Source organism: Serratia sp. Sp408 (genome assembly GCF_057180665.1).
The window spans coordinates 1,346,353-1,360,797 of record NZ_JBXUFT010000001.1; the positions used below are offsets into that span (position 1 = coordinate 1,346,353).

The following is a 14,445-nucleotide window of genomic DNA, read 5'->3' on the forward strand; positions in this document are numbered from 1 at the left end:
GCATTAATGGGGTGTCGCGGGAATTCTGGCTATTACTTTGATTTCAAAATCAAAACCCGCCAGCCAGTTCACGCCGACCGCCGTCCAGTTAGGATAGGGGGCTTGCGGGAAGGTTTCACCTTTTACCGCCATAATGGTGGCGAACTGGTTTTCCGGATCGGTGTGAAAACTGGTGACATCAATGATGTCATCAAGGCTACAGCCTGCTGCAGCGAGAACCGCGCGCAGGTTGTCGAAGGCGAGCCTGACCTGGCGTTCAAAGTCGGGCTCTGGCGAACCGTCGGTTCGGCTGCCGACCTGTCCAGAAACAAACAGCAGATCGCCGGAGCGGATTGCTGCCGAATAGCCGTGTTGTTGGTATAAAGCATGGCGATTGGCGGGAAAGACGGCTTCGCGTTGGCTCATGTTCTTATCCTCTCATCATATTAATTACAGTAGGACTACGCAGGGACGGTATAATTTCATATACTCTCCGTATGTAAATTAATCACACATACGGTACGTATGTCAAATAATATACGAAGCGTATATGAAAAAGGAGTGCCAAATGGCAGCCAGACGTAGAGCAGAAACCATGGAAGAAAACCGTACCAAACTGATCGCGGCGGCAAGAAAAGCCTTTGCAATCAATGGATTTTCCGCGGCGTCAATGGACGATTTGACTGCCAGCGTTGGGCTGACCCGCGGGGCGATTTACCATAACTTTGGTGATAAAAAAGGCTTGCTGGCTGCGGTTGTGGCGCAAGTCGACGGTGAAATGGCGGCACGAGCAAAACAGATGGCCAGCAGCGCCGAGGATGACTGGGGCAAAATGCTGGCCGAGGGCGTAGCGTATATCAAGATGGCGCTCGATCCTGAAATACAACGTATCGTCCTGCTGGACGGACCGGCATTTCTTGGCGATCCGTCACGTTGGCCCAGTCAGAATGCCTGCCTGGATGTTACCCGACAAACCATCGCGGCGATGGCGGCGAACGGTATTTTAAAACCGGTTGATGTCGAAGCCGCGGCCAGACTGCTCAACGGCGCAGCGCTGAACGCCGCACTGTGGGTGGCGGCCAGTGAAACACCGGAAGCCACATTACCCAAGGCTATCGAGGCATTCCATTATCTGGCGGCGGGCTTTAAGGCAGATTAAATACGTAGGCAACTTGGCTATGACTGTTTTTTACCCGATAAAATGACGCGTTCTGAGCAAATCTGCAGGGTCAGAGTAGCCAACAACCTGCAGAATTCATCTAGCGCAATCTGGAGATACTATGCGATCGCGACCGGCAGCCAGACTTTTGGTTATTGATTCGGCGGGAAAGGTGTTGCTGTTCCGGTTTAGACATCGTACCGGGGCGCTGGCAGGAAACATCTACTGGGCAACGCCAGGCGGCGGCGTCGAGTCAGGTGAAACATTCGAGCAGGCAGCAAGCCGAAAGCTGCAAGAAGAAACCGGGCTTATCACTAATGAAATGACGTACGTGGCGCAACGAAATTTCATCATGAGTTTATCCAGCGGTGAGTTGGTGAACGCCGAAGAGCGGTTTTATCTGGTGCGAGCGGTTAGCCATCAGATCGACGCTACTCATTGGAGCACGGAAGAAAAGCAGGTTATCGATTTGCATCATTGGTGGAGTGAAGATGAACTGGCGACCACTCGCGAGATTGTTTATCCGACGGGGCTGGCTGAGATGCTGGCTGCAATCTAAAAAAAGCAATATGGTATGGCTGATGGCTATCAACCAAGACCTGGCCAGCGGATGTAAAGCCCAGAATCCCAGAATTCAGCTAACGTCACCTTGGTGCGCATAATGTATATTATGTTAAATTGCATTGAGGGATACGTACCAGACTGTCTGTCTGGCTTCCATATCTCCTCGCCTTCGCGGTCTGCCAGTAATTGACTCAGGCTTGTCGTTGTTGTTTGTGCAACGTTTTTGCTACGGAGCGACCCGCAACCTGATCCACCTACTCGTGAGCTTTTCCTGCGACATATCAGAGTTTGACAACCAGTCCACGACTTATCTTTTTCTCTGCGACTAAAGGATAATGATGAGTAACTCGCTTAAACCGGTCAAAACGCCCTGTTTTTTTGATCGCGCTAGGTGAAATCTGCACAGAATTGGCAGTAATCCCCCTGCAGATTCTCTCAAAATACGCCATCAGAAAATGGTATTAGTTTTGTGCAATCCTAAGGTATGTAGTGAATGATTGCCGTAGTCAAATACGTAACTGGCCATCAATCAGCGTACAACTTTGTCCGCCAATCCATGGCTCATTATTGATAAAGCGCACGCTAACGCGACCTTCTCGATTAAGCTGGCTACCTTGGCGAACCTGATAGCCCTGTGCCGTCAAACCTGCGTCGGGGAAATTATTGGCTTTCAACAACCGGGCCAGACAGGCATTGGCACTGCCGGTTACCGGATCCTCAACCAACTTATCCCATTCAACCAGAAACGCGCGCACTTCGTAATCGGCTGGATAACCTGCTGAATACACGCCATAAATCGCCACGCCATCGACATCACAAGCCGCTTGCAGCCTTTTGATCATGCTCTGATCCGGCGTTACCGCCAGGCAGGATTGCGCATTGGGCATGCGCACCATCAGCCAACGAATGCCCATATCTGCCATCACCGACAGAGTCTCTGGTTCAATAATCGCATATGGGAAAGCGGCCATTAGCATTTCGCGCTGCTCAACGTTCAGCGTTCGAAACGTTACCGCAGGTGCGGCAAACGCCAGGGTTCCTTCCGGTAAGATATTGACTGCAACCAGGCCAACACCGCATTGCTGCATAATAACCCCCGGTTGTTGGGTGACTAAGCCAGTTTCCAATAATGCATGGGCGGTGCCCAACGTCGGATGTCCAGCAAACGGCAGCTCTTTTTCGGGAGTAAAAATACGCAGCTGATAATCTGCCTGCGGATGAGTCGGTTTGAAAACAAACGTCGTTTCCGACAGATTGGTCCAACGCGCTAATGCCAGCATCTGTTTTTCAGTCAGGCCCTCGGCCTCCAGCACTACCGCTACGGGATTCCCTTGCAATGGCGAGGTGGCAAATACATCCACCTGTTTGTAGGCGCGCGCTATCACATCATCTGTTCTCGGCATTTACCCTAATCCTCTGTCGATAAGGCTTGATGATAGCCGTTAACGTTATTTTCATCAATTAATCAACGCCCTGCGCTTATCTCATCCTGAGGGGGTGCTCAACCTGGACGCGCGGTAATAAACCGGCAGGCTAATATGCCGTGCCGGCTTGGTTGACTGTCTTATGCCCCGCCGTCAGATCTGGCTGGTTGGCAGCACAAACAGCTCGGCGATGTTAACGTGCGCTGGCGCAGTGGCGGCAAACAGGATCGTCTCGGCAATATTGTCAGGATCGAGCGGCGTAAGTTGTGCAACGAAAGCCTCAAGCAATCCTTTATATTCTTCGCTGGTCGTGGTGAGCGATAATTCGGTGGCGGTTACGCCGGGTTGTATGCTGGTGACGCGGATATTGTGTTTTTTGCCGACCTCCATCCGCAAACCTTCGCTCAACGCACTGACCGCATATTTGGTTGCGCAGTAAACCGCAAAGCCCTGACCGAAAACTTTGCGGCCGGCGATCGACGACGTATTGATGATATGCCCAGCATGCTGTTCGATCATCACCGGCAGTACCGCTGCCGTGACGTTCAACACCCCTTTGATATTCACGTCGATCATGCTGTCCCATTCATCGGTTTTGAATTCATCGAGATTTGACATCGGCATGATTCCGGCGTTATTACACACGATATCTAGCTGGCCATAACGTTGCAGCAGTTTATTTACCGCCGCCGCAACCGAGTTTTTATCGGTGACATCCAGTGTCAATACCAGGGCCTGGCCACCTTGCCGCTCGATGTCAGCTCGCAATGCGTTCAGTCGTTCGGTTCTGCGCGCGGCAATAGCCACTTTTGCGCCGGCTTCGGCTAACTTCTTCGCCGTGGCGGCACCAATACCGCTTGAGGCGCCAGTAATAAGAGCAACTTTTCCATTCAGTTTTTGCACGATGTTTCATCCGGGTTGTATACAGCCGCAATCTCGACGCTGTCTCGAGGGTGAAACAAGATGATATACTTTATATACCTGGTTTCAATTACGCACCTTTAAGGTACTAGATATGTCAGAGGATACCGAGTTACCCATTTGTTCGCTGGAAATACTGGATAATATTCGCGTGGTGTTGGATCAAATTGCCAACAAATGGTCAATCATGGTGCTGACGTTGTTATATAACGGCCCGGTGCGTTTCAATACCATTAAGCGTCATCTTGGCAATATTACCCACAAATCGCTGACCGACACTCTGCGGCGGTTGGAACGCTCTGGGTTAATTACTCGTCAGGTCATTTGCTCTTCGCCCGTTGCGGTTCAGTACCAAATCACCGAATTGGGTAAAACGCTGGAAACGCCGGTGGTTGCCATGCTGCAATGGACCGAAAAGTACGCAGGTCAAGTGATTGAAATTCAGCAAAGAAATGACAACTCAGCCTGTCTGGACAGCTAGCTGAACGGCTGGTTTCTGATCAATGCACATGGGTGTTCGGGCGGATAGCGTCACGATCGGCAGCGCTATCCGTAGTTACCGACATTATTATCTAACCGTTAGCTGTAAAAATGTCAGGTTTTTTTCAGCATTGTTATGATGGTGATGTTTTGCGCTATCGGTGAGCTGGTAATATAAACGATGGCAACGATAAAGGGTGGGTTAAATATCAACTCCTCATGTCAAATTGTTAACGGAGAGCAATTTTTCCCATAAGTTATCGCTGATAAAATAACGCTAAAGGTTGCCAGATTTCCTTGTGAAATACAGGTGTGACGCCAACGATTCAGACGTTTCTTTAGCGGAGGATATTTAATATCCTTAATGTTTTTTAGTGCCAGATATATTTTCATTCTCCCTTTGCAATATACTGGCAGCAACGCTAGGCAGCATTAACCACCGCCATGGCAAAGCCATCCCAGCCTTTTTCACCGACGGTCTGTAGTGCCGTCGCGTCCAGTTGAGGATGGTCTGCCAGCATCTGCAAACACTCTCGAACGCCCTGAACGTTGGCATCTTCGCTTTGTGCATCAATAACCGCCCCGCCTCTGACGATATTATCTGCGATAATCACCGTGCCTGGACGGGAAAGTGATATCGCCGCTTGCAGATACTGTGGATTATTTTTCTTGTCTGCATCAATAAAGATCAGGTCAAACGGCCCCGTCAAGGTGGGTAATATAGCCAGCGCTGCGCCAATATGAATATCGACGCAGCCCGACAGCCCCGCATTGGCAATATTGCTCGATGCTACCTGTGCATGCTGTGGGTTGGCCTCGAGGGTAGTTATCCGGCCATCCGGTTGCAGTGCTCGTGCCATCCAGATGGTGCTGTATCCGCCAAGCGTGCCAATTTCCAGAATACGTGCAGCCCGCAGCATGCGGGTAAATAATGCCAGCATTTTACCCTGAGTGGCCGACACGTCGTGTGCCGGTAATCCCGCCGCTGCGTTGGCAGCCAATGCTGCCTGCAAAACATCGTCATCAGGTGCCAGCAACGCAGAAAAATAGGCATCTACGCCAGCCCACTTTTCTGCGTCTGCCAACGGATAGTCAGCCACGCGCATTGTTTGTCTCCCAGCTTCATTTATCACCACTAGAGTATATAGCGCGTTATGCAACTTGATGACAATCTTATCCTTCCTTTGCCGGTAGCCTTTGCCGGCCGTGCAGGCGAAAAGCGGGCTTGATGTCGCAGATACTCTCGTTTTTTCCCACCGCCATGGCAAAAAGAATGCCACCGATGATGGAAAACAACCCCAGTACGCTCCATGCAAGCGTCATATCGCTGCCGCCACCAAGCTGCTTGAGATAGCCAGCCACCAGCGGACCGCCAAACTGACCGATGAAATTGCTGCAGGCACCGACGAACGCTACCGCCGGCACCGCTTTTCTGGTCGGCAGGATTTCTGTCAGACGCACGTACACCAGCGGCACCAGCATCTTCATGGTCAAGCCGACGAACAGGAACAAGGCTATCTGTAACCAGTACAGCGATGCCGGGACAAAAGCCGCCACCGACAGCGCTATACCACACAGTACGGTTGGAATGGCGGCATGCAGGCGTCTTTCCTGATTAAATTTGTCCGAACGCCGGGTGATGTACCAGATACCCACCATGGTCATCAAAAAAGGCAGGCCACTGATGAAACCCACCATAAATTCGCTGAGGGTGCCGTACCCTTTGAGTGCCGTCGGCAGCCATAAGGTGAATCCATATGCCAACATGCTGTGCAGCGAATAACCAATCAGCATTAGCCACAGCGCCGGAATGCGCAGGATAGTCCACCAGCGATCCGATGTTTCCTTAACATAGCCGGACTGTTCCGCCGCCAGATCCGCCTCAATGACCTGGCGGTCTTGGTCACTCAGCCAGCGGGCAGCACGCAGGTTTTTCGGCACCAGATAAAACCAGATAATGCAGAAAATCCAGGCGGGCGCGCCTTCGATCACCATCATGATGCGCCAGTCGTGATGCGCCAGGATCCAGCCGGAAATCGGACCTGCCAGAAATGCGCCGGCACCCAGGCTCAGGTTCCATATACCAAATGCCCTGCCGCGCTCGCGCTTGATAAACCACTGGGCGAGAAACATCGCCGTCGCTGCCTGAATCGGACCCTCAGCCAGCCCAAGCAAGAAACGTACTGCGATCAGTTCGCCAAAGTTTCGCGTCAGGCCGGTGAGCATGGCACAGGCGCCAAACAGAAACAGACTCAGGCCGATCACCCGGCGTGAGCCGAAACGCAATGCCAGCCAGCCGGCGGTAAACTGCGTCGCCACATAGCCCCAGGCAAACGCCCCACCGAGCCAGCCCGCTTCTACCGGCGTCAGCGCCAATTCGGCCACGATATGGGGGAGCGCCATGCCAATATTGACACGATCGAAAAATGAAATGGTATACATGATAAAAACGGCAGGTAATATTATTGTCCAGCGTTTATTGCCAATAAGGCGCTGCGGTAAAGAATTTACGCTCATGGTAACTGCCTCGTATTCAGACTTTTGTAGGGTAAGTGCTTTCAGTCAATATCTCTCTGCCATCCGTTCCCTGGGGTATTTTTTATGATGTTATTGGGTGGGTAATATTCAGCTGGCCAAGCGTAGATGTGCATCAGCCGATAATTATCGTCGTCGCTAATCGCCGGGCGACACAGACAGTGGCGTCGTCAGCCTTGACCGCCGGGCCTGCGTCGCGGGCTGAAAGCTGCATAATAGCGTTATCTTGCTACTACGCCCTGTTCGCATAAATGACGTACTGAATCAGAACGCGGTTAAATATATTATCGCTTGTTGGCTTGGCTATTTTCCTGTCAATCTCTTCGGCTTGCCGCCTGATAGGCGTTTAAAACGGGGGTGAAATATACCTATGAATATATAAATGTATAATTCCCTGATGACTCACCACCCGTTTCTACGCTGCCTGGCTTTATCTACCGGAGGGCAAAACTGCGGCGAGGACTTATTCGGCCAGCGCGCGCATTTGCCTGATCAGATCGGATTTGCCCTCAAAACCGATACCGGGCAGTTCCGGCATGATGATATGACCGTCTTCTACCTTGACCGAGTCCGGGAATCCACCGTAGGGCTGGAACAGATCCGGATAACTTTCGTTACCGCCGAGACCCAGGCCGGCAGCTATGTTCAATGACATCTGGTGGCCGCCGTGAGGAATACAGCGTGAGGGGGACCAGCCAAACTGTGTCAGCACCTCCAGCGTGCGCAGGTATTCAACCAGGCCGTAGGAAAGCGCACAGTCAAACTGCAGATAGTCGCGATCGGGGCGCATGCCGCCATAACGCAGCAGGTTGCGTGCATCCTGATGAGAGAACAGGTTCTCTCCGGTGGCCATCGGGCCGGGATAGAATTCCGCCAGTGCCGCCTGAAGCGCATAATCCAGCGGGTCACCGACTTCTTCGTACCAGAACAGCGGATATTGACGCAACATCTTGGCATAGGCGATGCCGGTTTCCAGATCGAAACGTCCATTGGCATCGACCGCCAACCGCCCTTCGCTGCCGATCTCTTCCAGTACCGCTTCAATACGGCGGCGGTCTTCGTCGAGGGAGGCACCGCCGATTTTCATTTTTACCACGTTGTAGCCACGGTTGAGATAACCGCGCATCTCTTGGCGTAGTGCGCCGAGATCTTTGCCTGGATAGTAATAACCGCCGGCCGCATAGACGAATACCCGTGGATTGGCCTCAACCCCTTTCATCTCTGCCAGCAGACGGAACAGCGGCTTATTGGCAATCTTGGCGGTGGCATCCCAGATGGCCATATCCAGCGTGCCGACGGCAACCGAGCGCTCACCGTGGCCGCCTGGCTTCTCGTTGCTCATCATCACTTCCCACACCTTATGCGGGTCGAGATTGTTGCCTTGCGCGTTCAGCAGGCTGGCGGATTCCGCGTTCAGGATACGGTCACGAAAGCGCTCACGGATCAGCCCCCCCTGGCCGTAGCGTCCGTTGGAATTAAAGCCGTATCCAACCACGCGGCGCCCGTCGACCTCAACGTCAGTGACCACCGCAACCAGGCTGGCGGTCATCTTGCTAAAATCGATATAGGCGTTTCGAATAGGTGAAGCAATCGGTTTGGTCATTTCTACAACGTCAACAATACGCATGTTCTCTCCGGCGATTTTTGTCATCTGCGGTGCCCGAACGCTGTGTAACGTTATGCCAATATGTTAGCGTTAAGGCGAATCAAGGCCGCGACTGACGGACGGTAGTGTCCGGTCTTTTTTCATCTTATGCCCATAAAATGGCCTGTTCTAATGCAAATGAGGTTGGCTGTAATGCAAAATCGGCATCACCTGGAGTTGACCTGGCTTGAAGACTGCGTTGCGCTGGCAGCGTCGCTGAATTTTTCCCGTGCCGCGGCTTCCCGATATGTGACCCAGCCTGCATTCAGTCGGCGTATACAGTCGTTGGAAGAGTGGCTGGGAACGCCGCTTTTTGAACGAAACCGGCGCGGCGTCAGCCTGACGCGAGCGGGTGAAGTGTTTATCAAACAGGTACCGGATCTGATCCGCGCGCTGTATACGCTAAGAAACGAGGTGATTGATGCCTCAGGGGACGCAAAGCCGGACGTCATTTTCTCTGCCACTCACTCGCTCTCGTTCTCCTTTTTCCCCACGCTGATGCGTAACAACGACAAGATTGCCCGCTTCGGCTCCTTTCGACTGCTCTCTGACACCCTGAGCGCCTGCGAAAGAATGATCGGCAAAGGCGATGCGCAGTTCCTGCTGTGTTATTACCATCCGCACATGCATATCAACCTTGAGCAGGAAAAGTTCCTCAGCGTTCGTCTCGGGCGGGAAACCTTAATCCCCTATAGCCGGCGCGATGCCGCTAGCGGTCAGCCGATATGGCGTATTTCCGGCGGCAGGAAGTTCCCTTATCTGTCTTTCTCGGCAGAATCAGGACTCGGGCGGATTATTGCCAATACGTCGTCGGTAAATCGTGCCAAACGGGGGATGGAGCAGGTGTTTACCGCCGATCTGGCTGCGACGTTGCTGGCAATGGTCAAGGCCGGCGATGGCATTGCCTGGTTGCCGGAAACGCTGGCGCAAGCCGACGTACAAGCGGGCAACCTTGCGGCGGCGGCAGCGAGCGACAGCGGCGTTTGGGTGCCGATCGACATCAGGCTGTTCCGTCCGGCCGGCAAAATGTCGCGGGCGGTCGAAGCGCTGTGGGATATTTTCGTCGATGAGCAATGCTGAGGGGCATATTTCTTGCCGAGGCGACCCATCAGGCCAGACTCGGCAACGGGATTTTCAACTGGCGGCAGACCGTTGCGCCAACGATGGAAAACGCTGCAACACCCGGCCGAAAATCGTCTCCATTTGCACGGGCAACGGCAAATCGGCACACTCCCCGGCCTGCACGGCGGCAAATACCTGATGTTTCAAAAAATGCCGCCAGACGACCGGCATATCGGCCAGGAATGTCGTCAACAGTTGGTAACGTGCCGGCGTCCAGAGCGCTTCGAACGCCCTTCTTGCCGGGCCGACATCAAAATGTTGCCTGCCGGCATCTGCCATCGTCGCGCGCAGGCGGGCGGTGGCAGGCAGATCGATTTCGCCTTGCTCGATGACCACACCATACTGCTGGCGCGCCGCGCGTTCGGAAACAAAGCCGCAAATGACGTCACGCAGTACGGCGGCCGGCTGGCGCTGTTTTGCCGGGCCGTAACCGCCGGCACCGGGGCCTTTCAGGCTCACCACGTCGCCCGGCCCGCAGTGGATGACATCGGTATTGCCATGCTCGGTGATCTGCCCCGCTGGCGTGGTGGTACGAAACCAGGAGGTGGAGCCTGCCTGGCCTCCGGCGGCGCCGGCCGATGCGAACACCGAGCGGTTGCGGTTGCGTGCGGTGATCACGGTATTGGGAGCGAACACCTCAAATGCCATTTCGGTTGCCAGCCCGCCGCGAAATTCCCCGGCACCGGCGCTGTCCGGTGCCAGTCGATAACGCAGAAAGCGCACTGGCACCTCGGCTTCGCTGATTTCTATCGGCGTGTTCTTCAGAAATGCCGACAGCCCGCCGGAGCCTTCCGGGCCGTCGTGGCGCGGGGTGCCGCCGGATCCACCGCCAACCGGGCCCAGCGAGGCAACCACGGTGCGGTTTTGACTATCCACGGTACGGATATTGACGATCGAATTACCGCCCGGCGAATTGGCCGGTAACCGCTGCGGCATGGCCAGTGAAAACGCCCCTAGCGTGGCGATCTGTGCCATCGCGCAGGTCAGCGATCGCATGCCGACGGCGGCCGGCGCTTCGCAGTTCATAATGGTGCCCGGCGGCAGAATGGCTCGCGTTGCTCGCAGCGTACCGGCGTTGAGCAGCAGCTGATTATCCAGCGTGGCAAGTACATAGGTGACCCCCACCAGCGCCAGCGGATGACGTTCGCGCCCGCCGGTGGGCATGTTGAGCGACGAGGCCAACTGGGGATCGCTGTCGCTGTAATCCAGCTCAAGCGCATCGCCCTTGACCTTCAACGTCACGGCGATGCGACAGGGGTAACCGCCCTCGCCGTCTTCATCGGCGTAATCGGCATAAAAATAGTCACCGTCCGGGATGGTGGCAATGACCGCCCGCGCCTGTCGTTCGGCATAGTCAAGCAGCTCCTCCACCCCGAGCAGAAAGTCGTCAATGCCGAAACGTGCGATGATCTGGTGGATTTTGCTTTCGCCGATATTCACCGAGGCAAGCTGCGCCTTGAAATCACCCCAGTTCTGTTCGGGGGCACGTACGTTGAGCCGCATGATGCGGGCGACCTCCTGATTCAGCTTGCCGCCGCTGACGATCTTCAACGGCGGCAGCCGCAGCCCTTCCTGCACAATCTCCGTCAGTGAACGCGACAGCGACGCCGGCACCGCGCCGCCAACGTCGGTATTATGAATATGCCCGACCACAAAGCAGGCGATTTCGCCCTGATGGAATACCGGCTTCCAGATGTGAATATCCGGTGAATGGGTAGCCACGTTGCCAGCGTAGGCGTCGTTGGTGATGCAGATATCCCCGGGCTGGTAGTCGTCAATCAGCGCCAGCACCGGGCCATAGTCAATGCCGCTGTACCAGGGGGCGCCAAAACTGCGCGGCGACGCGAAGGCCAGGCCGCTGCGGCTGACAATCTGGCAGGAAAAATCCTCGGTTTCCTTGACAAAGGTCGAATGCGCGGTGCGCATCAGGGTAAAGGCCATGGCATCCGCCGCTGCCGCACAGTAGTTGGCCAGAATTTGCAGGTTACGTCCGTCAATTGCCATGATGAGCCTCGGTCAGTGGAGTGATAAGCAGGTTGCCGAATGTGTCAACGTTGACCTGCATACCCGGCGGTACGCAGGTGGTGCAGTCGTCTTGCATCACAATGGCCGGCCCGGCGAACTGATGCCCGGCACGCAAGGTGGCGCGGGACACCGCGTCAACCTGCCACCAGCGCCCGTCGATCCAGGCATCCACCTGGCGCAGCACCTCAACCGGGCCATCGCACGCAGCCAGCGTCATCAGCGCCGGTTTGGGGGTGGGTGAAACGATCACCAGTCGCAAAGCAATAATCTGCACCATCGCCTGCGGGTCGTGGTGGCCAAACAGCCGCTGATGATGGGCGTTGAACGCCGCCCGCAGCGCGGTAATATCGCCCTGCGCCAAGGCATGCTGGTCAAGCGCCACCTCGATTTCAAACGACTGGCCGCGATAGCGCATGTCTGCCGAAAAGCTCAGCGTCTGCGCCAGTCCGTCACCGTATTCCCGCGCCAGCCAGCCTTGCGCCTCGCTGCACAACCGATCGGCCTGTCGCGTCAGTTCGACGGCAATGTCGTCGGTAACATCGCAGTACAGCGTGCGGATGAAATCATTCTTCACATCGGCCACCAGTCCGCCGAGCGCAGACAATACCCCCGGCGTTGGCGGCACTACCACGCCTTTCATGTTCAATTCACGCGCCAGGAAACAGCCCATCATTGGCCCGGCACCGCCAAAAGCCAGGAACCAGAACTCGCGCGGATCGATGCCAAAGCGGGACAGCAATCCGCTGGTGTCGCTGTACATGCCGGAAATGGCCAGTGCGATGATATTTTCCGCCGTTTGTTCCAGGGTGATCCCCAGCGGATCGGCCAATGCCTGTATCGCCGTCCGGGCGGCAGCCACGTCGACCTGTACCGCGTGGTAACCCAGATCGCCATGACCGATCAGGCCGCAGGCGGCAAAGGCATCGGTGGCGGTGGCCGCCGTTCCGCCGCGCTGAAAGCATACCGGTCCGGGCAGTGATCCGGCGCTGTCCGGGCCAACCTGCAATACCCCCAACGGGTCGAGCCAGGCGATGGAACCGCCACCCTGGCCGACCGAGGTCACGGAAACCGAAGGAATATAGATCGGAAACTCGCCGATGATTTCACCGCTGCCATACTCTGGCCTGCCGTTGACGATCACCGCCACGTCGGCGCTGGTGCCGCCAATATCCAGGCTCAGCAACCGATCAAAACCGCAGCGCTGCGCAATGTAGCTGGCACCGATCACCCCGGAGGCGGTGCCGGACAGTACCATCTGTACGCACTCCGCCTTGGCCTGCGCCATGCTCATCACGCCGCCGTTGGACTTGGCAATGCGTGGCGGTACCGTCACGCCCATCCCGCTCAGCGCCAGTTCAAAGGCCTGCAGATAGTCAATCACCTGCGGCTGCACGTAGGCATTAATCACTGCGGTAATGGTACGTTCGTACTCGCGGATGATGGGCCAGATGTCCGCCGAACAACAGACCAGCATATCGGGCGCAATCTCGGCGATGATCCGGCGCACCGCCTGTTCATTGGCGGGATTGCGGTAGCTGTGCAGCAGCGAAATCACGATGCCGGCACAGCCTGCCGCGCTGGCCGCCGCCACCGCCTGCTCTATGCTGTGACGGTCGGGCGCCGCCAGAATGCGGCCATCACTGTCGGTACGTTCATTGATGCCGAACACCCGATCGCGAGAAATCAGCGGTGTCGGTCTGCGGGAGAATAAATCATGAATACGCGGGATCTTCAGTCGCGCCAATTCCAGCACGTCACTAAAGCCGTGGGTGGTGAACAGCGCCAGTTTGACCCCCTTGCGCTGGATCACCGCATTTACCCCCACCGTGGTGCCGTGGGTAAAGTAAGCGATCTGCCGAGGATCGATGCCGTCCCGCTGCTGTAATGCCGCCAGTCCAGTGGTAATTTCGCTGCCCGGACTGTCGGGGCGCGACAGCACTTTCAGGGTGCGAATGCTGTTGTCGCGTTCGTCCAATACGGCAAAATCGGTGAACGAGCCGCCAATATCCACGCCAACGCGATAGCTCATGAGCGCTCCTCCCCGGCTGGACGGCTATATTCCATCAGCCTTTCCGGTCGGGTGACCGCATGCCAGCCCGCGCGTTGATAGATCTGATGGGCATCGTCGGTGGCCAGCAGCCAGCGTTTGACCTGGTGTAGCGCGGGATGCTGCGTCACGCAGGTGGCCAGCCAGCCGCCCAGCCCTCGCCCACGGTGAGCGCTATCGACGATCACGTCGCTCAGATAGGCAAAGCGGCAATAGTCGGTGATCAGCCGGCCAAAGCCGACCTGGCGTTGCTGCTGATAAAGGCCGAACGGCAGCGAGCAGGCCAGCGCCCGCAGGGTGGTCTCCCGCGACTGTCCTTTGGCCCAGTAGCTGTGCTGCGTGAGTTGTCGATGTACCCACGCCACGTCAAGCAACGCGGGATCGGTACTCAGCAGATAATCGTTACGCTGCCAATGGGCAGCGGGCGGAACAAATGGCGAAAGCATGCGGGCTCCTGGCTGAATTAACGTGACATAACATGAGTTTATGGCGTAATTCAGCCGCAGTTTTCGCAAAATGGCGGCGATAACAGCGTATTTATGGC

The 14,445-nt window shown here is 55.7% G+C and carries 13 protein-coding genes; 4 read left to right on the forward strand and 9 right to left on the reverse strand.

The window, feature by feature from the left end:
- Window positions 1-3 precede the first annotated feature (3 nt).
- A complete protein-coding gene (locus tag AC2AXP_RS06375) occupies window positions 4-405 on the reverse strand; it encodes a RidA family protein (RefSeq protein WP_371901593.1) in 402 nt (133 codons plus the stop codon).
- Between the two features lie 142 nt (window positions 406-547).
- Between AC2AXP_RS06375 and AC2AXP_RS06380 the strand changes: the two genes are divergently transcribed.
- Window positions 548-1,138, forward strand: coding sequence for a TetR/AcrR family transcriptional regulator (locus AC2AXP_RS06380; RefSeq protein ID WP_039992115.1), 591 nt, complete (start codon window positions 548-550; stop codon window positions 1,136-1,138).
- Between the two features lie 121 nt (window positions 1,139-1,259).
- A complete protein-coding gene (locus AC2AXP_RS06385; RefSeq protein ID WP_484381499.1) occupies window positions 1,260-1,697 on the forward strand; it encodes an NUDIX hydrolase in 438 nt (145 codons plus the stop codon).
- Window positions 1,698-2,208: 511 nt separating this feature from the next.
- Here AC2AXP_RS06385 and AC2AXP_RS06390 read toward each other — a convergent pair.
- Both AC2AXP_RS06390 and AC2AXP_RS06395 read right to left on the reverse strand, forming a co-directional pair.
- The gene (locus AC2AXP_RS06390; RefSeq protein WP_273868160.1) at window positions 2,209-3,105 is read right to left on the reverse strand and encodes a PhzF family phenazine biosynthesis protein; all 897 of its coding nucleotides are present in this window, start codon (window positions 3,103-3,105) and stop codon (window positions 2,209-2,211) included.
- Between the two features lie 174 nt (window positions 3,106-3,279).
- Window positions 3,280-4,029 (reverse strand): SDR family oxidoreductase, encoded by a 750-nt coding sequence (locus tag AC2AXP_RS06395; RefSeq protein WP_273868162.1) that lies wholly within the window; start codon window positions 4,027-4,029, stop codon window positions 3,280-3,282.
- 112 nt (window positions 4,030-4,141) lie between these two features.
- Here AC2AXP_RS06395 and AC2AXP_RS06400 point away from each other — a divergent pair, with 112 nt between their 5' ends.
- Window positions 4,142-4,528 (forward strand): winged helix-turn-helix transcriptional regulator, encoded by a 387-nt coding sequence (locus AC2AXP_RS06400; RefSeq protein ID WP_198773104.1) that lies wholly within the window; start codon window positions 4,142-4,144, stop codon window positions 4,526-4,528.
- Window positions 4,529-4,949: 421 nt separating this feature from the next.
- Here the strand turns inward: AC2AXP_RS06400 and AC2AXP_RS06405 are convergent, their stop codons facing one another.
- The 3 genes from AC2AXP_RS06405 to AC2AXP_RS06415 all read right to left on the reverse strand — a co-directional run bounded on the left by AC2AXP_RS06405 (window position 4,950) and on the right by AC2AXP_RS06415 (window position 8,689).
- Complete coding sequence (locus AC2AXP_RS06405; protein WP_039992114.1) at window positions 4,950-5,633, reverse strand: O-methyltransferase; 684 nt, start codon at window positions 5,631-5,633, stop codon at window positions 4,950-4,952.
- Window positions 5,634-5,700: 67 nt separating this feature from the next.
- Window positions 5,701-7,044 (reverse strand): MFS transporter, encoded by a 1,344-nt coding sequence (locus AC2AXP_RS06410; RefSeq protein ID WP_004963120.1) that lies wholly within the window; start codon window positions 7,042-7,044, stop codon window positions 5,701-5,703.
- A gap of 481 nt (window positions 7,045-7,525) precedes the next feature.
- Entirely contained in the window at window positions 7,526-8,689 is a 1,164-nt protein-coding gene (locus AC2AXP_RS06415) for a mandelate racemase/muconate lactonizing enzyme family protein (RefSeq protein WP_039992113.1), read from the reverse strand.
- A 171-nt stretch (window positions 8,690-8,860) separates the two neighbouring features.
- Between AC2AXP_RS06415 and AC2AXP_RS06420 the strand changes: the two genes are divergently transcribed.
- The gene (locus AC2AXP_RS06420; protein ID WP_039992112.1) at window positions 8,861-9,787 is read left to right on the forward strand and encodes a LysR family transcriptional regulator; all 927 of its coding nucleotides are present in this window, start codon (window positions 8,861-8,863) and stop codon (window positions 9,785-9,787) included.
- 54 nt (window positions 9,788-9,841) lie between these two features.
- Here the strand turns inward: AC2AXP_RS06420 and AC2AXP_RS06425 are convergent, their stop codons facing one another.
- The 3 genes from AC2AXP_RS06425 to AC2AXP_RS06435 are packed head-to-tail and all read right to left on the reverse strand — an operon-like array spanning window position 9,842 to window position 14,347.
- Window positions 9,842-11,833 carry a hydantoinase B/oxoprolinase family protein gene (locus AC2AXP_RS06425; protein ID WP_484381500.1) on the reverse strand — a complete coding sequence of 664 codons (1,992 nt, stop codon included), beginning with the start codon at window positions 11,831-11,833 and terminating at the stop codon, window positions 9,842-9,844.
- On the reverse strand, window positions 11,823-13,883 hold the full coding sequence (locus AC2AXP_RS06430; RefSeq protein ID WP_484381501.1) for a hydantoinase/oxoprolinase family protein: 2,061 nt from the start codon (window positions 13,881-13,883) through the stop codon (window positions 11,823-11,825). The genes AC2AXP_RS06425 and AC2AXP_RS06430 overlap by 11 nt, the downstream gene beginning before the upstream one ends.
- A complete protein-coding gene (locus AC2AXP_RS06435) occupies window positions 13,880-14,347 on the reverse strand; it encodes a GNAT family N-acetyltransferase (RefSeq protein ID WP_004963107.1) in 468 nt (155 codons plus the stop codon). The genes AC2AXP_RS06430 and AC2AXP_RS06435 overlap by 4 nt, the downstream gene beginning before the upstream one ends.
- Between the last annotated feature and the right edge of the window lie 98 nt (window positions 14,348-14,445).